Annotated in this window: 25 protein-coding genes; 12 read left to right on the top strand and 13 right to left on the bottom strand. The window is 70.9% G+C overall.

Annotated elements, in window-relative coordinates; all coding sequences use genetic code 11:
* Positions 1-3: 3 nt before the first annotated feature.
* Positions 4-1,170 (bottom strand): GNAT family N-acetyltransferase, encoded by a 1,167-nt coding sequence (locus F9B98_RS16260; protein WP_150958437.1) that lies wholly within the window; start codon positions 1,168-1,170, stop codon positions 4-6.
* A 193-nt stretch (positions 1,171-1,363) separates the two neighbouring features.
* On the opposite strand from F9B98_RS16260, the gene F9B98_RS13830 reads away from it, so the two are divergent.
* Complete coding sequence (locus tag F9B98_RS13830) at positions 1,364-1,648, top strand: hypothetical protein (protein ID WP_150958439.1); 285 nt, start codon at positions 1,364-1,366, stop codon at positions 1,646-1,648.
* Here F9B98_RS13830 and F9B98_RS13835 read toward each other — a convergent pair.
* Together F9B98_RS13835 and F9B98_RS13840 are read right to left on the bottom strand one after the other, a co-directional pair.
* On the bottom strand, positions 1,639-2,127 hold the full coding sequence (locus F9B98_RS13835; protein WP_150958441.1) for a GNAT family N-acetyltransferase: 489 nt from the start codon (positions 2,125-2,127) through the stop codon (positions 1,639-1,641). The genes F9B98_RS13830 and F9B98_RS13835 overlap by 10 nt on opposite strands.
* Before the next feature lie 72 nt (positions 2,128-2,199).
* Positions 2,200-3,234 carry an LLM class flavin-dependent oxidoreductase gene (locus F9B98_RS13840; protein WP_150958443.1) on the bottom strand — a complete coding sequence of 345 codons (1,035 nt, stop codon included), beginning with the start codon at positions 3,232-3,234 and terminating at the stop codon, positions 2,200-2,202.
* A gap of 91 nt (positions 3,235-3,325) precedes the next feature.
* On the opposite strand from F9B98_RS13840, the gene F9B98_RS13845 reads away from it, so the two are divergent.
* Both F9B98_RS13845 and F9B98_RS13850 read left to right on the top strand, forming a co-directional pair.
* A complete protein-coding gene (locus F9B98_RS13845) occupies positions 3,326-4,087 on the top strand; it encodes a hypothetical protein (RefSeq protein WP_150958445.1) in 762 nt (253 codons plus the stop codon).
* A gap of 16 nt (positions 4,088-4,103) precedes the next feature.
* Positions 4,104-6,635 (top strand): DEAD/DEAH box helicase, encoded by a 2,532-nt coding sequence (locus tag F9B98_RS13850; protein WP_150958447.1) that lies wholly within the window; start codon positions 4,104-4,106, stop codon positions 6,633-6,635.
* Here F9B98_RS13850 and F9B98_RS13855 read toward each other — a convergent pair.
* Positions 6,632-7,546 carry a hypothetical protein gene (locus F9B98_RS13855; RefSeq protein WP_150958449.1) on the bottom strand — a complete coding sequence of 305 codons (915 nt, stop codon included), beginning with the start codon at positions 7,544-7,546 and terminating at the stop codon, positions 6,632-6,634. The genes F9B98_RS13850 and F9B98_RS13855 overlap by 4 nt on opposite strands.
* Before the next feature lie 211 nt (positions 7,547-7,757).
* On the opposite strand from F9B98_RS13855, the gene F9B98_RS13860 reads away from it, so the two are divergent.
* Complete coding sequence (locus F9B98_RS13860) at positions 7,758-8,105, top strand: hypothetical protein (protein WP_150958451.1); 348 nt, start codon at positions 7,758-7,760, stop codon at positions 8,103-8,105.
* Between the two features lie 81 nt (positions 8,106-8,186).
* Here F9B98_RS13860 and F9B98_RS13865 read toward each other — a convergent pair whose 3' ends face one another.
* Positions 8,187-8,747, bottom strand: a complete 561-nt coding sequence (locus F9B98_RS13865; protein ID WP_150958453.1) for a Dps family protein — start codon at positions 8,745-8,747, stop codon at positions 8,187-8,189.
* A 170-nt stretch (positions 8,748-8,917) separates the two neighbouring features.
* On the opposite strand from F9B98_RS13865, the gene F9B98_RS13870 reads away from it, so the two are divergent.
* Positions 8,918-10,726 carry a glycoside hydrolase family 15 protein gene (locus F9B98_RS13870; RefSeq protein WP_150958455.1) on the top strand — a complete coding sequence of 603 codons (1,809 nt, stop codon included), beginning with the start codon at positions 8,918-8,920 and terminating at the stop codon, positions 10,724-10,726.
* A gap of 53 nt (positions 10,727-10,779) precedes the next feature.
* Positions 10,780-11,673 (top strand): SDR family oxidoreductase, encoded by an 894-nt coding sequence (locus F9B98_RS13875; protein WP_150958457.1) that lies wholly within the window; start codon positions 10,780-10,782, stop codon positions 11,671-11,673.
* Between the two features lie 150 nt (positions 11,674-11,823).
* Here the strand turns inward: F9B98_RS13875 and F9B98_RS13880 are convergent, their stop codons facing one another.
* Positions 11,824-12,285 carry a GNAT family N-acetyltransferase gene (locus F9B98_RS13880; RefSeq protein ID WP_150958459.1) on the bottom strand — a complete coding sequence of 154 codons (462 nt, stop codon included), beginning with the start codon at positions 12,283-12,285 and terminating at the stop codon, positions 11,824-11,826.
* An 83-nt stretch (positions 12,286-12,368) separates the two neighbouring features.
* On the opposite strand from F9B98_RS13880, the gene F9B98_RS13885 reads away from it, so the two are divergent.
* Complete coding sequence (locus F9B98_RS13885) at positions 12,369-13,298, top strand: helix-turn-helix transcriptional regulator (RefSeq protein ID WP_150958461.1); 930 nt, start codon at positions 12,369-12,371, stop codon at positions 13,296-13,298.
* A gap of 4 nt (positions 13,299-13,302) precedes the next feature.
* On the opposite strand, the gene F9B98_RS13890 is transcribed toward F9B98_RS13885, so the two are convergent.
* Entirely contained in the window at positions 13,303-13,575 is a 273-nt protein-coding gene (locus F9B98_RS13890; protein WP_150958463.1) for a hypothetical protein, read from the bottom strand.
* A gap of 142 nt (positions 13,576-13,717) precedes the next feature.
* On the opposite strand from F9B98_RS13890, the gene F9B98_RS13895 reads away from it, so the two are divergent.
* Positions 13,718-13,876 carry a DUF4175 domain-containing protein gene (locus F9B98_RS13895; RefSeq protein WP_150958465.1) on the top strand — a complete coding sequence of 53 codons (159 nt, stop codon included), beginning with the start codon at positions 13,718-13,720 and terminating at the stop codon, positions 13,874-13,876.
* Positions 13,877-13,946: 70 nt separating this feature from the next.
* Here the strand turns inward: F9B98_RS13895 and F9B98_RS13900 are convergent, their stop codons facing one another.
* Entirely contained in the window at positions 13,947-14,951 is a 1,005-nt protein-coding gene (locus F9B98_RS13900) for an epimerase (protein ID WP_225310354.1), read from the bottom strand.
* Positions 14,952-15,052: 101 nt separating this feature from the next.
* Between F9B98_RS13900 and F9B98_RS13905 the strand changes: the two genes are divergently transcribed.
* From F9B98_RS13905 to F9B98_RS13915, 3 genes are all read left to right on the top strand, one after another.
* Positions 15,053-15,652: a hypothetical protein gene (locus tag F9B98_RS13905; protein WP_150958469.1), complete on the top strand. Its 600-nt coding sequence runs from the start codon at positions 15,053-15,055 to the stop codon at positions 15,650-15,652.
* Between the two features lie 255 nt (positions 15,653-15,907).
* Positions 15,908-17,341, top strand: a complete 1,434-nt coding sequence (locus F9B98_RS13910; RefSeq protein WP_150958471.1) for a PepSY-associated TM helix domain-containing protein — start codon at positions 15,908-15,910, stop codon at positions 17,339-17,341.
* Positions 17,342-17,390: 49 nt separating this feature from the next.
* The gene (locus tag F9B98_RS13915; RefSeq protein WP_150958473.1) at positions 17,391-18,719 is read left to right on the top strand and encodes a Cpe/LpqF family protein; all 1,329 of its coding nucleotides are present in this window, start codon (positions 17,391-17,393) and stop codon (positions 18,717-18,719) included.
* A gap of 62 nt (positions 18,720-18,781) precedes the next feature.
* Here F9B98_RS13915 and F9B98_RS13920 read toward each other — a convergent pair whose 3' ends face one another.
* A complete protein-coding gene (locus tag F9B98_RS13920; RefSeq protein WP_150958475.1) occupies positions 18,782-19,264 on the bottom strand; it encodes a hypothetical protein in 483 nt (160 codons plus the stop codon).
* A 125-nt stretch (positions 19,265-19,389) separates the two neighbouring features.
* On the opposite strand from F9B98_RS13920, the gene F9B98_RS13925 reads away from it, so the two are divergent.
* Positions 19,390-20,382: an aldo/keto reductase gene (locus tag F9B98_RS13925; protein WP_150958477.1), complete on the top strand. Its 993-nt coding sequence runs from the start codon at positions 19,390-19,392 to the stop codon at positions 20,380-20,382.
* A gap of 66 nt (positions 20,383-20,448) precedes the next feature.
* On the opposite strand, the gene F9B98_RS13930 is transcribed toward F9B98_RS13925, so the two are convergent.
* From F9B98_RS13930 to F9B98_RS13945, 4 genes are all read right to left on the bottom strand, one after another.
* Positions 20,449-20,901, bottom strand: coding sequence for an SRPBCC family protein (locus F9B98_RS13930; protein ID WP_150958479.1), 453 nt, complete (start codon positions 20,899-20,901; stop codon positions 20,449-20,451).
* 114 nt (positions 20,902-21,015) lie between these two features.
* Positions 21,016-22,209: an NAD(P)/FAD-dependent oxidoreductase gene (locus F9B98_RS13935; protein ID WP_150958481.1), complete on the bottom strand. Its 1,194-nt coding sequence runs from the start codon at positions 22,207-22,209 to the stop codon at positions 21,016-21,018.
* Positions 22,210-22,294: 85 nt separating this feature from the next.
* Positions 22,295-22,621 carry an ATP-dependent DNA ligase gene (locus tag F9B98_RS13940; protein WP_150958483.1) on the bottom strand — a complete coding sequence of 109 codons (327 nt, stop codon included), beginning with the start codon at positions 22,619-22,621 and terminating at the stop codon, positions 22,295-22,297.
* 114 nt (positions 22,622-22,735) lie between these two features.
* Positions 22,736-23,668 (bottom strand): helix-turn-helix transcriptional regulator, encoded by a 933-nt coding sequence (locus tag F9B98_RS13945; RefSeq protein ID WP_150958485.1) that lies wholly within the window; start codon positions 23,666-23,668, stop codon positions 22,736-22,738.
* Between the last annotated feature and the right edge of the window lie 28 nt (positions 23,669-23,696).

A 23,696-nucleotide genomic window follows, 5' to 3' on the forward strand; every position in this document is an offset into this window, starting at 1 on the left:
GCCTCAGCCGACGGTCGTCCCCTGGTGGAACAGGCACCGCGGTGTCGGATCGCACTGCCAGAGGGACGACCGGCGGCTGACGCGGCCCTCGAAGTGCAGCGAGTAGGTCAGCAGGACGGTGGTGGGCCCGAGCAGCCGAGCGTCCTGCTCTTCGATGGCGGGCGAGAGGTCGGTTCCCGGGTCGTCCCGAAGTGCGGCGATGATCTCGTCCCGCGTCCACCGGCGACCGGACTGACCGATCTCCACGAACTCGGGATCGAGCAGCCGCTCGAGCTCACCCGCCTGCGAGCGCACGGCCGGGTGAAGCAGCATCTCCTCGGCGGCCCAGGCGGTGGAGATGAGGGCATCGGCATCCAGAGCCCTTCCGTGGATGACGGAGAAGCGCTGAATCCCGGCGGTTTCGCGTCCCCACACGCTCGATGAGACGCGGCGCTGGTGGGCGTCGAACGCCGCTTCGTCGACGAAGCGCTCCGACACGCTCCAGACCCCCTCGGTCTCGGTCGGGGTGACGTCGAAGGACAGGCACCCCGGCTCGGCGCGGGTCAGGGCGATGTGCTCGCCGAGGTGGGCGCGCACGCGCTCGGCCTCGGCGGCATCGGCGCAGCGCAGCTCTCCGCGCAGCGTGACCTCGGGACCCCGTGGCACGGGCGTCGTGGTGCCGCTCGCCCAGTCGCGACGCAGAACGCTGTATGCGACGGATGCCACGGGCTCTTCGCCCTCGACCGGCCAGCCGTCGCGGTAGTACGCCTCGAGCACCCACCCGCACCGGTCGAAGACCCGCCGCATCGCGACGTTGTCCTCGCGGGTCTGGCCCTCGAAGCGGATGACACCGGGGTGGTGGGAGAAGACGCGGTCGGTCGCGGCGCTCAGCGCCGCCGTGCCGTGGCCTCGACCCCGGGCCCGCTCGGCCAGGCGCAGATCGACCATGGCGGTGGCGTCCCGCAGGTCTTCGAGGCGGATCACCCCGACGCGGCCGTCCGTCTCGTCGTCGATCCAGAGGGTCTCGACGTCGTCGCCGTCCCACGAACCTGCGCGGATGGCCTCCGACACGTGCTCCGCGGTCGGGCGCGTGCGCACGTGGAATGGGAACACGTTCGAGGTGAGGAACGCGACCAGTGCGGCGCGTTCGCCGGCGTTCGAGAGGTCCACACGCGTCAGAGAGATACCCATCCGCCCACCGTAGACACGAACGCCCGGGAGGGTCCGATCGGGGCGTGGGTACGCTGGAAAGGGCCCGCCGTCACGAGGGGGCCCGCCCGCCGCATCGAAGGAGCACCCCATCGCCGACTCGCCCTCCCCGACACGGATCCGCGGCCTGCGCACGGCTTCTCTCGCCACCGCCGGTGTCGGCGCGGCCATCACCATGGGCGCCCTGGGCCCCTGGTTCACCCCCGTCATCCTCCTCGTGGCGACGGCGGGAGCGTTGCTGGTCATCTGGCGTACCGATGCGGGCGTCATCGGCGCCCGCGCGATCGTGCCGGTGCTGGCGGTCGTGGTGGTGCTGACGATCGCGGCGCTACTCGGGCTCGTCGGCGTCCTGCCCTCGGGGTGGGTCTGGGCAGCCCTCGGCGCCTACGCCGTGGCGTGGGGCGAATACCTCGTGACGCAGACCCTCGCCCGTTCGCGGGGACTGACGGGCTACCGGTGATCCCGGTTCGGCACTGACCGCAGCTCGAGGCACAGGAGTCGCGGCCGGTCGTCCCAGGAGGGGACGACCTCGAACCCCGCGGCGAGGTACATGCGCAGGGCGGGACCGCGCCAGTCCCATACGGACAGGCGCACGGGTCGCGCGGCCCCGTCGAGTGCGGAGGACAGTAACGCTGAACCGACGCCTCGCCCTCGAACCAGCGGATCCGTCCAGAAACGCGAGATGTCCGTGCCCCCGGGTGTGGTCGACGCGACGACGAGCCCCACGTCGGTGCCGTCGAGAGTCGCGACGAGAACGCGGCGCCCCATGAACGAAGCGGCAGGGTCGTCGATCTCGCGGGCGTACCGTGCCGGGAACGCCTCGTCAGCGAGCCCACGCTCGACCTTCTCGGCCTCCGTCTGACCCAGGTACGCGCCGACGAGTTCGCCGACGGGCACAGCGTCCCGGGGGAAGACCGCGGTGCGGACGACGAGGCTCACCCTTCCAGCGTAGATACGCCGAACGGACCCGGATGCCGGGGAATCGGCATCCGGGCCCGTTCGGGGCTTCGCTCAGACCGTCGCGAGCGTCGACTGCCAGCCGAGGGCGGGAGCCACGTGCTTCGCGAAGTTCTCGACGAGGCGGAGGTTGAACTCCACGCCCATCTGCGAGGGGATCGTGAGCATGAGCGTGTCGGCGCTCATCACGGCGGCGTCGTTCTGCAGTTGCTCGACGAGGCGGTCGGGGGTGGCCGCGTACGTCTTGCCGAAGGTCGAGCGCATGCCGTCGATCACGCCGATCTGGTCGCTCCCGGCCGACCCGCCGAAGTACATCTCGTCTTCGGCCGTGACGATCGGGAAGATGCTGCGACTGACCGAGGTGCGCGGCTCGCCCTCGTGACCGGCCGCGCGCCACGCGGTGCGGAACGCGTCGAGCTGCTGCGCCTGAAGCAGGTCGAAGGGGGTGCCGTCGGCCTCGGTGAGCAGGGTCGACGACATGAGATTGACGCCGAGGCGTCCCGCCCACTCGGCGGTCGCCGTGGTGCCGGCGCCCCACCAGATGCGCTTGCGCAGCCCCGGGGAATGCGGCTCGATGCGCTGCAGGCCCGCGCCGCCTCCGAAGGGGCTCATCGGGTCGCGTTCGGCGAGACCCTCGCCGTCGATCGCGCGCAGGAACAGGTCGAAGTGCTCACGAGCGATATCGCCGCCGCGGGGATCCTGCGACCCGGTGTAACCGAACGCCTCGTAGCCGCGGACGACGGTCTCGGGTGACCCACGGCTCACGCCGAGGGCGAGTCGGTTGCCGCTGATCAGGTCGACGGATGCCGCCTCCTCGGCGAGCATGAGCGGGTTCTCGTACCGCATGTCGATGACACCGGTGCCGACCTCGATGCGCGAGGTGCGGGCGGCGATCGCGGCGAGCAGGGGCATGGGGGCGGCCTGCTGGCGGGCGAAGTGGTGCACGCGGAACGAGACGCCGTTGACCCCGAGGTCGTCCATGCCCTGGGCGAGGTCGATCGCCTGGAGCATCGAGTCGCCGGCGGTCAGCTGGCGACCACCGCCGAGGGGGCCGTAGTGGCCGAAGGAGAGGGTGCCGAAAGAGCGCATGACCCTTGTAACGCCGAGGGCGGCGATCTATTCCGGCGCATATACCGGGACGGCGGCCCCGACCCGCGAGAGGTGTGGAACCATTCAGGACATGGACGATGACGTGCGCGAGGAGCTGCGCCTCCTGCGCGCGCGGGCGTACGGCCCCGGGGCCGACATCGTCGACGACCCGATCGCGGTGGCCCGACTGAGCGACCTCGAGGAGCGCGAGCGGCAGGAGCGGCTTCCTCCCGCGCCGCGACAGGTTCCGGCACAGGCCGCGTCGAGTTCACGGGTCGCCGCCGGAACCGCGGCTGACGACGATGACGAAGACGACGAAGGCGACGGGGAGGGCCCCCGCGAGCGCCCTCCGCTCGTGGGATCGAAGCGGCGGCTGTGGGCGTGGGCGATCTCTCTGGCCGTCGTCGCCGCCCTCGCGAGCGCCGCGACGGCCCTGACCGTCACGTTCGTGCCGGTGACCGCCGCGGCGGGGGCGCCACAGGTCGACACCCTCGTGCCCGACCCCGACTCCACCGTCCCTCCGGTGTTCGGCCAGCGCACGGGCGCCGAACGAGGGTACGAGGACTACTACGGGATCGCCGCGTTCACCGGGCGCGCGTCGACCGACGCGACCGACAACCGCAATCCCTGCCTCTACCTGCTGGATGCCGACGAACTCAGCGCCGATGGCACCCGCGGTTTTCGCGGCAACTTCGTCTACGGCGGGTGCGGGGCCGGCGTCTTTCCCGCCACGGTGCAGTTCGTCGTCGCCGACGGTATGCCCGACGCCTTCGTCCGAAGGTTCCCGATCGGCACGAGCGTGCAGTTCGTCTTCGACGGCGAGAATGTCGGCGTCTTCAGCGATCGCGGGTGAATGAGAGGGTGGGGGAGTGACCCCCCTTCTCGAGAACGTCCCCGTCGGCGCCGATCCGGATGCCGTGTACCTGGGCTTCGTCGAATGGGCCGCCTCCCGGGGGTTGACGCTCTACCCCGCGCAGGACGAAGCGGTCATCGAGATCGTGTCGGGCGCGAACGTGATCCTGTCCACACCGACCGGTACGGGCAAGTCGCTCGTCGCGGTGGCCGCGCACGCGGCATCCCTCGCCCGAGGCGGCCGGACGTACTACACGGCGCCGATCAAGGCGCTGGTGAGCGAGAAGTTCTTCGCCCTCGTCGACATCTTCGGCGCCGAGAACGTCGGCATGGTGACGGGTGACTCCTCGGTCAACGCCGATGCCCCCATCGTCTGTTGCACGGCCGAGATCCTCGCCAACCTCGCCCTGCGTCAGGGGGCCGCCGCCAACGTCGACCAGGTCGTCATGGACGAGTTCCACTACTACGGCGAGGCCGACCGCGGCTGGGCGTGGCAGGTGCCGCTGCTGCTGTTGAACCGCGCGCAGTTCGTCCTCATGTCGGCGACCCTCGGCGACGTCGAGGACATCGCCGACGACCTCTCGCGTCGTACCGGCCGCGCCACCGCCCGGGTGACGGGTGTCGAGCGTCCGGTGCCGCTGCATTTCGAGTACGCCCGCACCCCCGTGCACGAGACGGTGCAGGAGCTGCTCGACACCAAGCAGGCGCCGATCTACGTCGTGCACTTCTCGCAGGCGGCGGCCATGGAGCGGGCGCAGGCGCTGTCGTCGATCCGCATCATCGGGCGCGAGCAGCGCGACGAGATCGCCGAGGCGATCGGCGGCTTCCGCTTCACCACCGGCTTCGGCAAGACGTTGTCGCGGTACGTCCGGGCGGGCATCGGCGTGCATCACGCGGGCATGCTGCCGCGGTACCGTCGGCTCGTGGAGACCCTCGCCCAGCGCGGACTGCTGCGGGTCATCTGCGGCACCGACACTCTCGGCGTGGGCATCAACGTGCCGATTCGCACGGTGCTCATGACCGCGCTCACCAAGTACGACGGCACGCGGATGCGCCAGCTCTCGGCGCGCGAGTTCCATCAGATCGCGGGCCGCGCGGGCCGGGCCGGATACGACACCGCGGGCACCGTCGTCGTCATGGCGCCCGACCACGAGATCGAGAACGCAGCCCAGATCCTCAAGGCCGGCGACGACCTCAAAAAGCAGAAGAAGATCGTCCGCAAGAAGGCGCCGCAGGGCTTCGTCAACTGGACCGAGCAGAGCTACGACCGCCTCGTTGCGGCCGAGCCCGAGCCGCTGGTGCCGCAGATGAAGCTGAGCGCGGCGATGCTCATCAACGTCATCGCCCGCGGTGGAGACGTGTTCGGCAACGTCCGCTCCCTCGTCTTCGACAACCACGAGCCGCGGTCGCGCCAGTACGAGCTCGCGCGTCGAGCCATCGCGATCTTCCGCACCCTCGTGCAGGCCGGCGTGGTGGAGGCGGGGGTCGACGGCATCCGGCTCACCGTCGACCTGCAGCCGAACTTCGCTCTCAACCAGCCGCTGTCGCCCTTCGCGCTCGCCGCGATCGAGATGCTCGACCCCGAGGTCGAACTCGGAAGGGGTCCGGATGCCGCGCCCCCGGCGTCGTCGGTCGGCACGGGGCACTACGCGCTCGACGTCGTCAGCGTCATCGAGTCGACGCTCGACGACCCGCGGCCGATCCTGTCGCAGCAGCAGTTCCGCGCGCGGGGCGAGGCGGTCGCGGCGATGAAGCGCGAGGGCATCGAGTACGACGAGCGCATGGAACTGCTCGAAGAGGTCACGTGGCCGAAGCCGCTGGACGAGCTGCTTGCGCAGGCGTACGAGGTGTTCGCGTCGAGCCAGCCGTGGATCCGCGACTTCGAGCTGTCGCCCAAGTCGGTCGTGCGCGACATGTACGAGCGCGCGTGCTCGTACGGCGAGTACGTCTCGCTCTACCAGCTCGCGCGCAGCGAGGGACTGGTGCTGCGCTACCTCAGCGACGCGTACCGGGCGATCCGCCAGACCGTTCCGGTCGATGCGCAGACTCCCGACCTGCTCGATCTGATCGCGTGGCTCGGCGAGGTCGTGCGGCAGGTCGACTCGAGCCTCGTCGACGAGTGGGAGCAGCTCATCAACCCGGCGGACGACCCCACGGCCCCCGTCGTGCCTCCCGCTCCGCCGTCGATCCTCACCAACCGACGCGCCTTCGTCGTGCTCGTACGCAACGAGATGTTCCGCCGCGTGCAGCTCGCGGCGCTCCAGCGCGACGACGAGCTGGTGGAGCTCGATCCCGACGTCGACTGGCCGGGCGTCCTCGACGGCTACTTCGACGAGCACGAGTCCATCGGCACGGGGGGAGCAGCGAGGTCGTCCGCGCTCGTCGTCATCGACGAGTCCGCGGCATCCGATGGCATCTGGCGCGTCGAGCAGATCATCGACGACCCCGCCGGCGACCACGACTGGCGCATCCGCGCCGAGGTCGACTTGGCCGTCTCCGAGGAGGAGGGCACGGCGGTCGTGCGCGTCACCGAGGTGCTGCGGCTCTAACGCGCAGTTTCCCCCGTTCGACGCCGGCCGACCACGCGGCGGAGGACCAGACCCGCCACGGCCACCCCCACGGTCGTCACCAGCGGTGGCACGATGATCTCCGGCATCGTGGATGCCGAGGCGAAGACCTGCGTGCCGAACTCGGCCATGCCGGGAAGGTCGCGAGCGAGAACTCGCGTTCCCGCGGCGGAGGAGATGGCCGTCGTCAGCGCCGGAACGAGCCACACCAGCACGAGTCCCACGACCCCCGTCAGAACTCGCCCGACCGTCGAGACGCCCGTCCAGACGATCGCCAGCCCGACGAGGACCGGGGCGAGATAGGGCAGCGCCGGCAGCAGGGCCTCGAACGGCGAGGTGTACGAGAACAGCGGGAAGAGGAACGCCGCGATCCATGAGCCTCCCGCCGCGGCTCCCACCACGAGGCCGAGGCCGGCGCCCGCGCGTGGTGCCGCGGCGATGAGGACGCAGGCGACCCACGCCGTGAGCGCGGCCAGCACGGCCACGGCCGTCAGAAGCACCAGGTAAAGCACCGACTCGTCGCGCTCCTGCAGCACCGAGCGGGTGACCGCCGCCGTCTGCACGACCGCGACGACCTGGACGATGACGAGCCCGCCGAGCGCGGCGAACGATCGGGCAAGGCCCGGGCGCGACCGGCGCGCGCGGGCGATGATCCCCGCGAAGACGCCCCCGACGACGAGCAGCACGATGATCGTCGCGATCGCGTATTGGCTGTAGGGCAGCATGACGAAGGGCCCGTCCTTCGCGGGATCCTGCCCCTCGCCGAGGTTCTGGAGGGGGAGGAACGGCCCGGTCAAGAGCCAGGGCAGAAGGCCCGCCACGCCCCCCGCCGCCCCCAGCAGTACGAACCACGCCGTGCCCGTGCGTCGGCGCGCGTCGGTGTCGTCGTCCATGAGGCCCCCGTCTCGGTCGATGCTCCGACGCTATCGGAGGGACGCGGTGAATCCAGCGCGCCGAGCGGTCGTCGCACCCCGCCGGTGCGCTGCCCCTGCCCCTCCACAGGGGGGTGGGGGGTGAATTCCTGCACAGATCCACGGCAGCTCCCCACCGGCGGTCCACGCCGTCATTTACAGTCGTGGCATCTCAGCGTGAAAGGACCGGGCCATGGAGACGATCCCCCTCCTGTCGACCGCCATCGGATTGCTCGTCACCGGTTCGGCGACGATCCTCGGAGGTACGAAGTGGATGCTCGGTCGAGTAGAACAGCGTGTCGACGCACGCTTCGCCGAGGTCGACGCGCGCTTCGATCGGATGGATGCGCGCATGGACCGGGCCGACGCCCGTTCCGCGACCCTCGAAGATTCGCTCATCGGCGTCAAGCTCGATCTCGCGCGCTTCGAAGCACGCACCGATGAGCGCTCCACCGCCATCGGTGAGACTCTGGCCGAGCTCAAAGCCTCGGTAGCCCGCCTCGAAGGCCCCCACCCGCCGTTCCTCATCGCGCGCGGTTGAGCTGCGACGCTGCGGGAACCCCCGCACGAACGACGGATGCCGAGGCCCTGAGGCCCCGGCAGCCGGTGTCTTCTTCGCCTGTTACGACTTGCGGGCCACGCGGTTCTCGGCGCTGACCATCCACGACAGCTGCTCGAGGCGCTCGAGCACGCCGTGCAGGATGTCGGCGCTCGTGGGGTCTTCGTCGTCGACGTCGTCGTGCACGTCGCGGACGGTGCCCACTGTGGCGTCGAGGCGCTCGGTGATGAGGTCGATGACCTCGGCCGTGTCGACCTCGCCCTGGGGGAACTCCGGCAGGGTCGTGGTCTCGGCGACGGTGTCGCTGCGTCCGTCGGGGAGAGCGTGCAGGGCGCGCATGCGCTCGGCGACCTCGTCGCCGAACTCGCGGGCGGCGTCGATGATCTCGTCGAGCTGCAGGTGCGTGTCGCGGAAGTTCTTGCCGACGACGTTCCAGTGGGCCTGCTTGCCCTGGATCGACAGCTCGATCAGGTCGACAAGCACGGCCTGCAGGCTGTCGGTCAGCTTCTCCGACGCCTGGAAGCCCTTCTCGGCGTTCTGCTCGGAGGTGGTCTCGGGACCGCTGCCGCCGCGGGCCGGGCGACGACGGTTCTTGGTGGGGGCGTCCTTCGTGGTGGTGGACATGCGCGTTCCTTTCACTCGCGGTCGCAAGCGACGTTAGGCGTGCGGTCCGGGCGGCCGGCGGGGGTTGCGAGCGCGGCGGAGGAGAGGTAACCGTCGAGGCGCCCGTAGCCGCTCCCGCCCGATCCGACAACCCCGCCCCGGGCGCTCTCGCGCATTCCTAGCGTGAAGACGTGCCTCCGACCCCTCCCTCCCCCTCCCGCCCGCTGCGCGACTACGCCGCGATCGGGGACGGTCGCACGGTCGCCCTGATCGGTCTCGACGGCTCGGTCGACTGGTTGCCGTTGCCGAACATCCACTCGCGTCCCGTCTTCGCGCGGATCGTGGACGAATCCGCCGGCGGCTGCATCGAGCTGGCGCCGGTGGGGGAGTACGAGGTCTCTCGTCGCTATATCCCGCGCACGAACGTCCTCGAGACGACCTTCACCACGGAGACGGGAGTGGCCACGGTGACGGATGCCATGGTCACCGGCATCGCGGGACGCCTGCCGTGGGCGGAACTCGCGCGCCGCGTCGACGGGGTAAAGGGCGAGGTCGAGTTCGCCTGGTGCGTGCAGCCCGGCACGATGCTGCGTTCGGCGGCGCCGTGGACGGAGCGCATCGACGGCTTCTCGATCATGCGCATCGGCCACGTCTCGCTCGCGGTGACCGGCCACGAGCACGGCGTGCACGGAGAACCGGATGCCGGGAACGAGAGCATCGACGGAGGCTTCACCGCCACCAAGGGCTCACGGCACCTGCTCGTGATCGCGGCCACCGAGGGGGAGCCGCTGCGCATCCCCGACGCGCAGAACGTCGACCGCGGGATCGACCGCACCATCGGCGGGTGGCAGATGTGGTCGGACGAGTTCTCGTACGACGGTCCCTGGGCCGATGACGTCCAGCGCAGTGCCCTGGCCCTGAAACTCCTGCTGTTCAGTCCCACCGGGGCGATCGCCGCGGCGGCGACGACCTCGCTCCCCGAGAACCCGCGGGGCGGGAAGAACTGGGATTACCGCTTCGCCTGGGTGCGCGACCTCGCCTACACCGCCCACGCGTGGGTCGGATTCGGCCTGCGGGAGGAGACGCACGCGGCCATCTCGTGGTTGCTGCGGACGATCCGCCGCAACGGCCCCGAGGTGCAGGTGATGTACACCCTCGACGGTGACGCCGAGATCGGGCTCGAGAAGCACGAGGTGCCCGGGTGGAACGGCAATCAGCCGGTGGTGACCGGCAACCCCGCTCAGGGGCAACTGCAGCTCGGGGTCTACGGCGACCTCATCGCCCTGTGCCGCACGTACGTCGAGGCGGGAAACCGTCTCGACATCCAGACCGGGCGCCTGCTCGCGGACGTCGCCGACCGCACCTGCGACCTGTGGCGGCGCGAGGACTCCGGCATGTGGGAGCTGCCGGAACTGCGTCACTACACCTCGTCGAAGATGGGCTGCTGGAAGGCCCTCGATGATGCGCAGTGGTTGGCCGACGGGGGCCACATCCCCGACAACGGCGACCGGTGGCGGGCCGAGCGCGACCGCATCCACGCGTGGGTCGACGAGCGCTGCTGGTCCGACGAGCTGCAGGCGTACACCATCGCGCCGGGGAGCGAAGACCTCGACGCGTCCGTGCTGTTGCACGCCCCCACCGGCTTCGACCGGGGCGAGCGCATGTCGAAGACCCTGGATGCCATCACCGAACGTCTCACGACCGAGGACCACCTGGTCTACCGGTACACCGGCATGGACCAGGAGGAGCAGACCTTCGTCGCGTGCGCCTTCTGGCGCGCGACCGCGCTGGCCTGCGTGGGCCGGCACGCCGAGGCGATCGAGGCGATGGACGCTCTCGTCGCGCAGGGCAACGACGTCGGCATCTACTCCGAGATGATCGCCGAGGCCGACGCGGCCTTCTGGGGAAACCTGCCCCAGGCTCTCAGCCACCTCGCCCTCATCAACGCCGCCCTCGTCATCCGCGAACTCGTCGACGACGACGAGCTCGGCAACCGCTGACCCTCCGTCGGAGCGTCTCGTTCCGGCATCCATCCCCCATGAAAGGACTCGCCATGAGCACGCAGTACACGTTCACTGACCCGTCGAAGCTGTACGCCGACATCGACCCGCAGTCGCAGGACCAGAAAGAGCCGGGCCTCGACGCCGAGCTCACGCCGAAGGCCGCGCTCGGTGAGGACACCTACGTGGGCAGCGACCGGCTGAAGGGGCGTAAGGCCCTCATCACCGGTGCCGACTCGGGTATCGGGGCCGCCACCGCGATCGCCTTCGCCCGGGAGGGCGCCTCGGTCGCCATGTCGTACCTGCCGCAGGAGAAGGAGGATGCCGACCGCATCGCCGGGATCCTCCGCGAGGCGGGCGCCACCGTCGTGCAGATCCCCGGCGACCTGCGCGAGCGCGACTACGCCACGACCCTGGTGAAGGAGGCGGTCGAGGGCCTCGGCGGCCTCGACATCGTCGTCAATAACGGCGGCAGGCAGATCTTCAACGAAGACGTCACGACCCTGACGGACGAACAGTTCGACGACACCTTCAAGACCAACGTCTACGCGATGTTCTGGATCTGCAAGGAGGCCGTGCCGCACCTGCAGCCCGGCTCGACCATCATCAACACCACCTCGATCCAGGCCTACTCGCCGGCACCGATCCTGGTCGACTACGCCTCGACGAAGGCGACGATCAACACGTTCACGAAGGCTCTCGGTCAGCAGCTCGCGCCGAAGGGCATTCGCGTGAACGCGGTGGCTCCCGGCCCCATCTGGACGCCGCTGCAGGTCACCGACGGCCAGCCCGACGAGAAGGTCGACGAGTTCGGCGAAGAGACCCCGCTGGGTCGCATGGGTCAGCCCGCCGAACTCGCCCCGGCGTACGTCTACCTGGCCTCGGCCGAGTCGAGCTACGTCATCGGCGAGACGCTCAACGTCAACGGCGGCATGCCGACGCCGTAAGCGGCACGCGCAGAGGGCCGTCGTCCGGGAGCGGGCGGCGGCCCTCGTCGTCTGCGTCATGAGAACAGGGGATGCCATGAATACAGGGCGGTTCTTCGCAAATCCGCCTGTCCCGGTGGCATCCCCTGTCCTGGTGACGCCGGCGCGCGCTCAGACGAGCGATTTGCGGTAGAAGATCTCCCCGTCGGCGGTCTCCTCGGACCGGTGATAGCCCTCGCGCTCGTAGAGCCGCTGGTTGGCCTCGCTCAGGCCCCCGGTGAACAGCTCCGCCTCGGTCGCTCCGGCCTCGCGGCCGCGGTTCTCGACGGCGGCGAGCAGCAGGGTCCCGAGGCCCTCGCCCTGTTGGTCGGGGGCGATGGCGAGTCGGCCGATGAGCAGAAGCTCGCCGTCGAGACGGGCACGCACGGCACCGACCACCCGGTGGCCCGTGACGGCGACGCAGCCGAGGTTCTCCACCAGCTCCGCGCGGAGCTCCTCGAGGGTCTGCGTCAGGGGCGGCATGTCGGGGTCGCCGTAGATGAGCGCTTCGCTCGCGAAAGCGGCGCGCTGGATGGTCAGCACCTCACCCGCGTCGTCGGTGTCGATGGGGCGGATGGTGGGCGAGTCGGCCATCGGGGTCCTTTCGAGGGGCGGAGCCTGGGTTAACTATCATGGGCATGAGCGCCGCGTCTTTCCGATGATGGCCGCTGCCTCTTATGAACGAGTTCTTCGACACGAGCGTCCGCACGAGCGACGTCACCGAGACGCAGGCCTGGCTGCAGGCGCAGTACGGTCACGTAGACGTGCAGGCCGATCGCGCCTCGTTCGCGGAGCACGCCGTCGGCGACGCGACATTCTCGATACGTCGGCTGACCTGGCAGTGCCGGGCCGAGGTGATCTACGAGGCGGATCGGTTCTACGTCGCCACCTCGACCCCCGGATACGCCTGGCGCATCGGGTCGGAGACGGGGGAGTACAGCGTCGAGCCGGGCTTGGTGCAGCCGGGCCACGAACTCGTCGGTCACCCGGACGACACCGACCTGCATCTGATCGCCTTCGACGCGCCCTGGCTGACCGAAACGGCGCGCACGATCTACGGGGACGACGACCTCGTCGTGCGCTTTGCCGGCACGGGTCCCGTCTCGCGCCGTCTGCGCGACCACTGGCTCGCGACGGTGCGCTGGTCGCTGACGCAGGTGCCCCTGCTCGAAGAGCCCCTGGTCCGCGCGCACGTACGCCGCACGTTGGCGACCGCGACCCTCGAGGCGTTCCCCCTGGTGGGCGATCCGCGCGAGCGCCGTGCCTCGTCGATCGAGCAGGCGTCGATCTATACGTCGGCGACGTCGTGGATCGACGATCACGCCTCGCTCCCCGTCACGGTCGACGACGCGGCCCGTGCCGTGGGCACCTCGGTCGCCGGCCTCCGTCGCGCGTTCGCGGCCAACGGCCAATTCAGCACGAACCCCGAGGACTACCTGTCGGCGGCGCGTCTGAGCGCTGCCCACGCCGACCTCGTGGGCGCGGACCCCTCGTGCGTCACCGTCAGCGAGGTCGCCGCCCGATGGGGATTCACCGATCTCGCGGCATTCGTCGAGGCCTACCGCACCGCGTACCGCATCGATCCGAGCCGGACGCTCGAGCGCTGACGGCTCAGCGATCGCGGTCGGTGTACTCGCCGGGGTCGTCGACGTTCTCGCGCGACTCGTGTCCGCCAGGCTGCTCGACGTCGGTGTAGGCCCCGGCCTCGTCGGTGCGGGGTCGCGATTCGCTGCCGTCGGCGTTCTCGCGGTCGACGTACTCGCCGGGGAGATCGGAACTCCCGCGATCCGTGGTGCCGTCCGGCAGTTGCACGTCGGTGTACTCGCCCTCACCGGGTCCGGTGCCGTGTCCGGAGTCGTGTCCGTTGACGTCGCGCTCGGCCATTGCCGCCTCCTGGGGTCGTTGGTGACCTCGACGCTAGACCCCGTACGCCGAACGGGGAGCGGTCTTGACACGCGTTCTGCCGCGGGTCGTCCGCCGTGTCAAGGCCATGGGGCGAGCGCCGGCGCGAGGGCAGTGTGGTCGCATGCCCGCTCTCGCCATCATCCTCGTCATCGTGGGCCTCGTGCTCCTGTTCCTCGGCATCTTCGTCGAGGCCGTGAAGTTCCTGCTGTGGATCGGCGTGATCATCCTCGTCGTCGGGATCATCGCGGCGATTCTGCGCTTCGTCCGCCGCCAGGTCTGACCTCTCACCTGGCGCTTCGCCGCGCGTACGTCCCCGCCCGACGTGAACGTCGGTGCGGGGGCGTCGATCGTCAGGCAGAGAAGAGATCGCGCGCTCGTGCCGGCCGGACGGCCACGACGGCATCGAGAGCGGGGCCGAGGTCGGGGTACCGGAACGCGAAACCCGCCTCCGTCAGGACCCGCGGCACCGCCCATCGACTCTTCAGCACCAGTTCGGGCTCGTTGCGCAGCACCGTCATGGCCGGGTCGAGCATCCACCGGTAGGAGGGCAGACCGAACGGCGCGCGCGCGACGCGACGCAGCTCGCGCATGAGCGTGCGATTGTCGGTGACGACGGGAGCCGCGAGGTTGACGGGACCCGCGAGATCGTCCCGGTCGCGGAGGAAGCGGACGGATGCCACGACATCGTCGATGTGGATCCAGCTGAAGCGCTGCCGCCCCGAGGTCCGCGACCAGCTCGACCAGACGGACCCCGTGGGGTGGGCGCCGATGCCGCGGTAGCGACGGTGCGGGAACCACCAGCTGTCGATCTGGGTCCCGCCGAGACCGAGGCGCGCGAGGGCTAGAAGGATGCGGGTCGCCGGCCCGTCGCCGAGCACGATGGCCATGCGCAGCGCCACGCGGCGCGTGTCGGGGAGGTCACCGGCGAAGAATGCGCGCTCCCAGCTGTTTGCCACATCGACCGAGAATCCCTCGCCCGTCACGCCGTCGATCTCGTCGTTGCCGCGCTCGGTCTCGTGCCGGTAGACGGTGGCCGTCGAGGCGTTCATCCAGACGCGGGGAGGGTGCTGCGCCCCGGCGACGGCGTCGTGCAGCTCGCGGGTGGTATCGACCCGGGAGCGCAGGATCTCGTCGCGGTTCGCGTCGGTGTACCGGCATGACACGATTTTGCCGGCGAGGTTGATCAGCACGTCTGCGCCATCGACCAGCCGGGCGATCGCCGGGGCGTCGCCCCAGACCGCGTCCCCGGAGCGTCCGACGGTGGCGACCTCGTAGCCGTCGGCGCGGAAGGCGCTCGTGAGGGCACGGCCGACGAAGCCGCTCGCGCCGGCGATCACGACACGGGGTGGGGTCACGGCATCCTCCTGGTCAGATGGGTTCAGCCTAGGGGGGGTCGGTCTCGGCGGTGACCGTCCACCCGCGCGCCGCGCGGCCGCTCGCCTGACACAATGAGTCCATGCGACGACAGGCGAGGGCGACGCGCGTCGTGCGCGGGAGCGCCGCCGCATCCGTCGCGACCTTCGTCGCCCTGCTCTCGCACGTCAGCGGCGGGGGAGAGGTCCCGGGCCTGTTCGGTGTCGCGGTCCCGCTCGCGCTGTCGTTCGTCGTGTGCACGGCGCTGGCCGGCCGCCGACTCTCGACGGGGCGCCTCGCCGTGGCCGTCGCGGTCAGCCAGGTGCTGTTCCACACGCTGTTCGTACTCGGCAGCTACGACCTGTCCGCCGCCGTGCACGTCCACGGCTCGACCCTGCCGGGATCGGCCGGGGGGTCCCTTCCGGCGGTGACCCCGGATGCCGCGATGTGGCTGGGCCACGCCGTCGCCGCCGTCGCGACCACTGTCGCCCTGCACCGGGGCGAGCGCACCCTCGCCGCTCTCGGCGTCCTCGCGGAGCGGAGCGTCGAGTGGCTCCGGGCGCGCGTGCGCGTCGCGCTGGCGCTGCCCACCGCACCGCCCGCGCGGCGCAGCGCGCCCGTCGTCGTCGCCGCCGTGCGCCCCACCTCGGCCCTCGTGGTCTCGTCCGCGCACCGGCGCGGCCCTCCGCTCGCGGCATCCTGAGTCCCGCTCCACCGTCTTTCGTGACCCCGGAGCGGTCGAGCGCCGTGCCGTGATCCACCGTCCGCCGGCGCAACCATCGACGCGTCCTCGCGCGCGCCCCACCCTTCCGGCCCGGGCCGTTCTCCTCGACGACCCCGGGCGACGACGTCCGCCGCGCGCGGCGTCCCTCTCGAGCGCGCTCCGCGCTCGGAAAGAGATACCCATGTCGCTTCTCCCTTGCCTTCCACCGTCCCCGATCCCGACCGGAGCCCGCGCGTGACCGCCGTCGGATCCGGCCCCGAGGTCGCGGCATCCGCCCCCTCTTCCGCTGCGCAGGCCCCGTCGCGCGGGTGGTTCACCGCCCTGCTGCGGCGCCTGCACTTCTTCGCGGGCCTGCTGGTGGGGCCGTTCATCCTGATCGCCGCCCTCAGCGGAGCCCTCTACGCGATCACCCCGACGCTCGAGAGCACCCTGTACGCGCACGAGCTCACGGCCGCCTCGAACGCGCCGGCGGTGCCGCTCGCCGAACAGATCGCGGCGGCCGAGGAGTACGTCGGCGGCGGGGCCACCCCCGTCGCGGTGCGCCCGGCACCCACCGGTGGTGGCACCACCCGCGTGATGTTCGCCGACGAGACCCTGCCCGAGAGCACGACCCGCGCGATCTTCGTCGATCCCGCCACCACCGAGATCCGCGGCGACCTCCCCGCCTACGGCACGAGCGGCGCCCTGCCGCTGCGGCACTGGATCAGCGACCTGCACCGCTCGCTCCATCTGGGTGAGATCGGGCGCTGGTACAGCGAGCTCGCGGCATCCTGGCTGGGAATCGTCGCGCTGGCGGGACTGGGCCTGTGGATCAGCCGGTTCGTGCGCAGCCGCCGAGGACGCCGCGACCTGCTGCGACCGAACCGAGGGCACACCGGCTACCGGCGACTGTCGGGATGGCATTCGGCCGTGGGGATCTGGGTGGTGGTCGGGGCGCTGTTCCTGTCGGCGACGGGAATCACCTGGTCGGCCTATGCCGGCGCGAACGTGTCGGATCTGCGCACCCTCGTGGGCGAGGGGACCCCCGCGCTCACGACCACACTCGACGGCACCGCCACCGCCGGCGATCACGCGCATCACGGCGGCGATCACGCGACGGGCGCGCCGTCCGCGGATCCGGCGACCTTCGACGCCGTGTGGACCGCGGCGCGCGAGGTGAACGTGAACTCGGGCGACCTCGAGATCCGCCCTCCCGCGTCGGAGGGGAAGGCGTGGGTCGTGCAGGAGATCCATCGCAGCTTCCCGACCGAGGTGGACGCCGTGGCGATCGACGGCTCCACGCTGCAGGTGACCGACCGGGTCGACTTCGCCGACTACCCGCTGCTGGCGAAGCTGTCGCGCTGGGGGGTCGACCTGCACATGGGCACGATGTTCGGTCTCGCGAACCAGCTCGTGCTCTTCGCGCTCGCGATCGGCATCGCGACCCTCGTCGTGCTCGGCTACGCGATGTGGTGGAAGCGACGGCCCACCGCGCAGACGGGCGCACCGGCCCGCGGCGTGCTGCGCCACGCCCCGTGGTGGGGGACCGCGGCGGTGCTGGTCGCGGCGGTCGCGATCGGGCTGGTGCTGCCGCTGGTCGGGTACACCCTCGCGGCGTTCGTCGTGATCGACGCGCTTCTCGGGTGGAGGGCGCGGCGGGTGCAGGGATCCCCCTCGCGAGGGAGGTGAGCCCGGGGCGGCGTGCGTAGCGTGGGGATTCCCCCGAAAGGACGTCCCCGTGAGCCTCGCCCGCCGCCTCGCCTCCGCCCTGACCCTCGCCGCCGTCGCGGCGCTCGCCGCCTGCACGAGCGCCGCGCCGGACACGCCCGCGACTCCCGCGGCATCCGTCGACATTCCGAAGACACCCGTCGGAGAGCGCGTGGCGTGGATCATCGACAAGCTGGAGGGCGAGGCCGACACCACGGCGGGGGAATGGGCGCGCGTGCTGCACGAGAGTTTCGTGGCGCAGGTTCCCGCGGAGCAGGTCGCCGAGATCGTCAACCGCCAGCTGCGACCGGCGGCGCCGTTCACCGTCACCGCCTACCGGGGCACCGAGACCCAGGCCGTGGCGACGCTCGCGGGCGCACTCGGCGACCCGTTCGACCTCTCGCTCACGATCGACGCGTCGAGTCGGATCACCGGACTGGTCTTCGGGCCGGTGGCGGAACCGTGGACGCCCTCGACCTCTCTCGACGAGGTCGAGCGGCGTCTCGCCGAGCTCCCGGGCGAGGTCAGTGCCCTCGTGCTCCGCGGCGACGACGTGGCCCTCGCCGTCGACCCGGACCGATCGGCCCCGCTCGCCTCGGCATTCAAGCTCTACGTGCTTCTCGCGGTGGCGGATGCCGTGGCCGCGGGCGACCTGTCGTGGGACGAGACCCTCGTGCTCGGCGACACGGATCGGAGCCTTCCCTCCGGCGAGCTGCAGGCCGCGCCCACCGGCACCGAGGTCTCGGTGCGGGATGCGGCTTCGGCCATGATCCGCATCAGCGACAACACCGCCACCGACCTGCTCATCACGCGCCTGGGCCGTGAACGCGTCGAAGCGGCGGTGGCGCGCTCGGGTCACAGCGATCCGTCGGTGCTCTCGCCGTTCCTCTCGACGAAGGAGCTGTTCACCCTCGGGTGGGGCGATGCGTCGCTTCGGACGGAGTGGGCCGCGGCTGACGACACCGGCAAGCGCGCCCTGCTCGACCGGATCGATGCGGCTCCCCTCGCCGTCGAGGTGGCCGACGTCACCACGCCCGTGTGGCGTGACGGGTTCGACTGGTTCGCCAGCGCGAACGACATCGCCGCCGTGCACCGCGCGCTGCAGCAGACGCAGGACGCCGAGGTGCTCGGCATCCTGAGCGAGAATCCCGGTCAGGGCCTCGACGTCGGGACGTGGCCGTACGCCGCGTTCAAGGGCGGGTCGAGCCTCGGGGTGCTGACGGGCAGCTGGTTCGTGCGCGACGACGCGGGCGAGGCGACGGTCGTGTGGCTGCTGGCGGATGACGACGCTCAGGCGGTCGCCGGCGCGACGAGAGATTTCTTCCACCTGGCCGAGGACGCCCTGCGGCTCGCCCACTGAGACGACGACCCGCGCACCCGGGGGAGGAGCCCCGTGGTGCGCGGGTCGTCGGGTCGGTCGCCTCAGGCGTCGTCGGGGTCGGGCAGGCTCTGCGCGACCTTGCTCGAGGCCGCCGAGTCGCGGCCGACGCCCGGCTGGAACGCGGCGATGGGGTCGTCGCCGCCGACGTGCGGTTCTCCGCCGTCATCGGATCGCGGCGGCGACGCGGGGGTGCGGACGGCCTCGTCCTGCGCGTCGTCGTGCGACGCGTGCTCGGGGCGACCGGTGTCCTCGGTGTGACGCGAGGTCGATCCGTTCTCGCCCCGGGCGTCGTCGGTTCCGCGCTCGGTCAGCCCGTCGGCGGCACGCGTGCCGACACCGGGGAGGTCGTTCTGGCTCGAGATGCCCTGGATGCGGGCCTCGTCGTCGGGGTCGACGCGGGCGGTGCCCACGGCGCCGGAGTCGGCTCCGGCGGCACCGGCGGGTACCTCCGCGGCCGCGCCGTCGGATTCGGGGACGAGGTTCTCTTCGTCGGCTCCGGGGAGCCGGTCGGCGGGGGTGTCCATGGTGTTCCTTCCGTGGGTGTGCCGCCACGCTAGGCGCGAGCCGACCTCTGTCGGACGGGGTTGACGCGGCCCGCGATGTCGGAAGCGCTGGCTAGGCTCGAACCACGCTTCGAAAGGAAACCGCAATGCAGCAGCGCCCTCTCTCCCGTACCGGCCGCGAGGTCTCGGCGATCGGCCTCGGCACCTGGCAGCTCGGTGCCGACTGGGGAGACGTCAGCGAAGACGACGCCCGTGCCGTGCTGACGGCGTCGGCCGACGCCGGCGTCACGCTCTTCGACACCGCCGACGTCTACGGCGACGGCCGGTCGGAGCAGATCATCGGGCGATTCCTGAAGGGTCGGGATGCCGACGACATCACCGTGGCGACCAAGATGGGCCGCCGCGAAGACCAGGTGCCCGAGAACTACGTCATGGAGAACTTCCGCGGCTGGCTCGACCGCTCGCGGCGTCTGCTCGACACCGAGACGCTCGACCTCGTCCAGCTGCACTGCCCGCCGTCGGCCGTCATCGACGACGACGCGACGTGGGACGCCCTCGACCAGTTGGTCTCGGAGGGCGTAATCGCGGCGTACGGCGCCTCGGTCGAGACGATGGATCAGGCCCTGTCGGCGCTGCGACGCCCGAACCTGACGAACCTGCAGATCATCTTCAACCCGTTCCGCCTGAAGCCCCTCGACGAGGTGCTGCCGCTCGCGGCCGAGAAGAACGTCGCGGTCTTCGCCCGTGTGCCGCTGGCCAGCGGCCTGCTCTCGGGCACGTACACCCGTGCCACGACGTTCGAAGAGAACGACCACCGCACGTACAACCGCAACGGAGAGGCCTTCGACAAGGGCGAGACGTTCTCGGGCGTGCCCTTCGACGAGGGCGTGGCCGCGGCCGACGAGCTCAAGGCCTCGCTGCCCGAGGGCGTGTCGCTTCCGGCTGCCACCCTCGCGTGGATCGCCTCGCGCGAGGGCATCACCTCGGTCATTCCGGGCGCACGCTCGGTCGAGCAGGCGACGGCCAACGCGCAGGCGGCGGAGCTGCTCGGGGGAGGCTTCGACCTCGACGCCTTCGACGCGCTGGTGCGCGACGTGTACGACCGGCGCCTGCGCGCCGAGATCCACCCGCAGTGGTGACCCGCGTATGACGAAAGCCGGGCCCGTCCATCACGGACGGGCCCGGCTTTCGTCATCGGGAGGACGTCAACTGACGTCGCCGCGCCACGCGCCGGACTCGGCACCGCGCGACTCGATGTACTCCTTGAAGTTCTCGAGGTCCTTCTTGACCGAGTGGTCGTCGGCGCCGAAGGCGGCACCGAGCTTCTCGAGGACGCCGGTGGGCGCCCAGTCGATCTGGACCGTCACGCGCGTCTCGTCATCGGAGAGGCGGTGGAAGGTGACGACGCCGGCGTGGTTCTCGTCGCCGCCCACGCTGTTCCAGGCGACGCGCTCATCGGGGTGCTGCTCGGTGATCTCGGCGTCGAACTCGCGCTCGGCTCCGGCGATCTTGACCTTCCAGTGCGTGAGGGTCTCGCTCTTCTGCGTGATCGACTCCACGAAGCTCATGAAGTGCGGGAACTCCTCGAACTGCGTCCACTGGTTGTACGCGACGCGCACGGGAACGTTGACGTCGACGGTTTCGATGACCTGTGCCATGGTGTCCTCTTCTCGTGTGGCTTCCGGGGCTGTCCCCAGTCTTCGTCCGACACCTCCCACCCGCCCCCGGGGTTGAGGGATCGGCGTTCGTGCCCTATACGCGGGGGGCTCGCGTCACGCCCGTCCGCGCAGGATCAGGTGCCAGTACACCCAGGGCAGTACGCGGCGATCCGCGATCCACGACAGGCGGCGCTCGCGATACAGCGACCGCCAGAACGGGACGGTCGGCTGCAGCCGGCCCCGCCGGTCGAATTCGGCGAACACGACGGTGCCGCGCGAGACGGTGAACGGGACGACGCTGTAGCCGTTGTACTTCGCCGAGGGCGCACGGCCCGCCATCGCCGCCCTCATGTTCTTCACCAGTACTTTCGCCTGCTGTCGGATCGCCCCGCCCGAGCGCCGCGTCGCGACGGTGGCGGCATCTCCCACCGCCCAGACCTCGGGGTGGCGGGTGTGCTGGAAGGTTTCGGGATCGACGTCGACGAAGCCGTGCGGATCGTCGGATGCCGCGAGCCCGCTGCCCGCGATCCACTCCGGCGCCCGCTGCGGGGGCACGGCGTGCAGCACGTCGTACGCCAACGTCTCCTCGGCGTCGCCCCGGCCGATGACGAGCGCGCGGGAGTCGGCATCCACTCGTCTGAGGTCCCGGCTGTAGCGCACCTCGATGCCGTACTCGTCGATCTTGCGGCGCAATTCGTCGTCGATCGCGGGGATGCCGAAGGGCACGGGATCCGGGCACACGAACACGACCCGGATCTCGTCGCGCACACCGATCGCCCGCCACCAGTCGCACGCGAGGTACATCGGCTTCTGGGCGGCCGCCCCGCACGAGGCGGGCTCCGGCGGCTGGGTGAAGACCACCGTGCCGGAGCGCAGATCGCGCAGGACCGGCGACGCCTTCGCGGCGAGGTCGTAGTCGTAGTTCGAGATGCCGGTCGGTGCGGCCATCGCCTCGGGCAGACCCGGGATCTGCTCCCATGCCATGCGCATGCCGGCACAGACCACCAGCTGGTCGTAGTCGATCCGCCCGCCCGAGACGAGGTGCACGCGGCGGGCGTCGGCATCCACCGTGAACGCCTCGTCGCGCAGCCACCGCACGCCCGGTGGGATGACGTCGGCCTGCCGGCGCGCGGCTTCGGACGCCCGGGCCGCGCCCCCCGCGATGTGCGATTGCAGGGGCGCGAAGACGTGCGTCTCGCGCGGTTCGATCACGGTGATCTCGCCCAGTCGGGCGCGATGCAGCCGCCCGGCGACGGACAGGCCGGCGTTACCGCCGCCGATCACGACGATGCGGGGGGAGTCGGTCATGGGGATCCTCTCGTCTCCCCTACGGTGCGTGGCGGCGCGGGCCGACGCCAGCGCCTTGACACCCGCCGGTTACGTGCCCGACGCGTCAGGCGTACGACTCGGGCGGGGCGGCCTCCTCGGCCGGCTCGGGAACGACGTAGAGGCCGGTGGGGGAGTTCGCCGTCGACATGAGGGCTTCGAGCCACGCGCGGTTCAGGGCGGGGGGACGGCCCCCGTTGAATTTGAAGACGAGGTTCGCGCGCGGGTGCAACCACACCGAGGTGCGACCGCCTCCCGTGCTGATGTCGTCCTTCCAGACGAAGTAGAACGGCTCGCCGCGACGCAGCTTGTTTCCGACGACGACCTGCAGGTGCGCGAGGAGGCGGTCCTCGAACTCGTTGCGAACGCCGCCCTCGTAGATGAACTTGCCCACGTGTTCCTCCCGCGGGCGCCCTGCCCGCTCCGCTCTTCACTGTGCATTCGCTGTGTGCCATCGGGCACGGCCCGGCACTCCGCGCGCAACGACGAGACCGAAGGCGTTACGGCGTCAGAACATGCGCGCGACCTGCGCGGGGTTCTGCCCGTAGTGCTCGCGGTGGTAGCGCGCGAAGCGCGAGGCGCTCGAGAAGCCCCACCGCCGGGCCACCTCGGCGACCGACACCGGGACGCCCGCGCGCAACTCCTCGTGCGCGCCGACCACGCGGACCAGGCGCAGGTACTCCATCGGCGTCGTGTCGAGCGCGCGGCGGAACGCGTGCTGGAGCCCGCGGGAGGAGATCCCGGATGCCACGGCGATGTCCTCGAGCGTGAGGGGTTCCTGCGCGTGCGCCTCGATGTGGGCGATCGCGCGGCGCACGGTGCGCGGGGCGGCCCTGCGCTGGTGCGCGCGTTGCAGGGCGTCGACGTACGGGGTGTGGAACGTCGACAGGGTCGTCAGGAGCGCGTGACGTTGCAGCTCGGCCGAGAGGATCGGGTCGTCGTGCGTGGCCTCGAGCGAGGCGGAGACGTGAGCGAAGCTGCGCTCCCACTGCGTGGCGGCGGCGCGGTCGCGTGCGGCCGAGTCCAGGCGCCGCAAGACGAGGCGGTCGTCGCCCGAGACGATGCGGGCGAGGCGCTCGGCATCGCTGCGATCGAACACGAGAGCGCGCACGCGGGCGGCTCCGGTCCAGTGCGCTTCCGCGCCTCCGTCGGCCGCCAGCCACGGGCGGCGTGGATCGAGCGAGCGCCCCTCCGCCTCGACGCGGATGTCATCGCCGATCATCCGGCACGCCATGATCTGCTCGTCCATGCGGACGGACGAGTGGACCGAGGCAGCCAGCTCGTAGGCCACGACCGAGAACCCGGGGAGTTCGACGGAGTTCCACGAGAACGACACCCGCTGCGGGTCCACACGCTCCAGTCGTGCGCTCGGCACGAAGCGCTGCCAGACGCGCTCGACGTCGTCGATTCCGTGCGAGCGGACCGTCAGCCTGTCAGCCATGGTGTTCCTTCCGCCGCGGCGAGGGGCG

Origin of the sequence: Microbacterium testaceum StLB037, from assembly GCF_008763945.1 — a bacterium.
In the GTDB taxonomy this organism is placed as follows: Bacteria; Actinomycetota; Actinomycetes; order Actinomycetales; family Microbacteriaceae; genus Microbacterium; species Microbacterium testaceum_G.

What these genes read in the sequence shown, in the direction of transcription:
- F9B98_RS13945 (WP_150958485.1), bottom strand. Translation starts at nt 23,668, where the DNA reads ATGGCTGACAGGCTGACGGTCCGCTCGCACGGAATCGACGACGTCGAG.
- F9B98_RS13880 (WP_150958459.1), bottom strand. Translation starts at nt 12,285, where the DNA reads ATGGCCGACTCGCCCACCATCCGCCCCATCGACACCGACGACGCGGGT.
- F9B98_RS13845 (WP_150958445.1), top strand. Translation starts at nt 3,326, where the DNA reads ATGGACGATGACGTGCGCGAGGAGCTGCGCCTCCTGCGCGCGCGGGCG.
- F9B98_RS13885 (WP_150958461.1), top strand. Translation starts at nt 12,369, where the DNA reads ATGAACGAGTTCTTCGACACGAGCGTCCGCACGAGCGACGTCACCGAG.
- F9B98_RS13855 (WP_150958449.1), bottom strand. Translation starts at nt 7,546, where the DNA reads ATGGACGACGACACCGACGCGCGCCGACGCACGGGCACGGCGTGGTTC.
- F9B98_RS13840 (WP_150958443.1), bottom strand. Translation starts at nt 3,234, where the DNA reads ATGCGCTCTTTCGGCACCCTCTCCTTCGGCCACTACGGCCCCCTCGGC.
- F9B98_RS13905 (WP_150958469.1), top strand. Translation starts at nt 15,053, where the DNA reads ATGCGACGACAGGCGAGGGCGACGCGCGTCGTGCGCGGGAGCGCCGCC.
- F9B98_RS13875 (WP_150958457.1), top strand. Translation starts at nt 10,780, where the DNA reads ATGAGCACGCAGTACACGTTCACTGACCCGTCGAAGCTGTACGCCGAC.
- F9B98_RS13830 (WP_150958439.1), top strand. Translation starts at nt 1,364, where the DNA reads ATGGGCGCCCTGGGCCCCTGGTTCACCCCCGTCATCCTCCTCGTGGCG.
- F9B98_RS13865 (WP_150958453.1), bottom strand. Translation starts at nt 8,747, where the DNA reads ATGTCCACCACCACGAAGGACGCCCCCACCAAGAACCGTCGTCGCCCG.
- F9B98_RS16260 (WP_150958437.1), bottom strand. Translation starts at nt 1,170, where the DNA reads ATGGGTATCTCTCTGACGCGTGTGGACCTCTCGAACGCCGGCGAACGC.
- F9B98_RS13890 (WP_150958463.1), bottom strand. Translation starts at nt 13,575, where the DNA reads ATGGCCGAGCGCGACGTCAACGGACACGACTCCGGACACGGCACCGGA.
- F9B98_RS13920 (WP_150958475.1), bottom strand. Translation starts at nt 19,264, where the DNA reads ATGGACACCCCCGCCGACCGGCTCCCCGGAGCCGACGAAGAGAACCTC.
- F9B98_RS13895 (WP_150958465.1), top strand. Translation starts at nt 13,718, where the DNA reads ATGCCCGCTCTCGCCATCATCCTCGTCATCGTGGGCCTCGTGCTCCTG.
- F9B98_RS13930 (WP_150958479.1), bottom strand. Translation starts at nt 20,901, where the DNA reads ATGGCACAGGTCATCGAAACCGTCGACGTCAACGTTCCCGTGCGCGTC.
- F9B98_RS13860 (WP_150958451.1), top strand. Translation starts at nt 7,758, where the DNA reads ATGGAGACGATCCCCCTCCTGTCGACCGCCATCGGATTGCTCGTCACC.
- F9B98_RS13935 (WP_150958481.1), bottom strand. Translation starts at nt 22,209, where the DNA reads ATGACCGACTCCCCCCGCATCGTCGTGATCGGCGGCGGTAACGCCGGC.
- F9B98_RS13925 (WP_150958477.1), top strand. Translation starts at nt 19,390, where the DNA reads ATGCAGCAGCGCCCTCTCTCCCGTACCGGCCGCGAGGTCTCGGCGATC.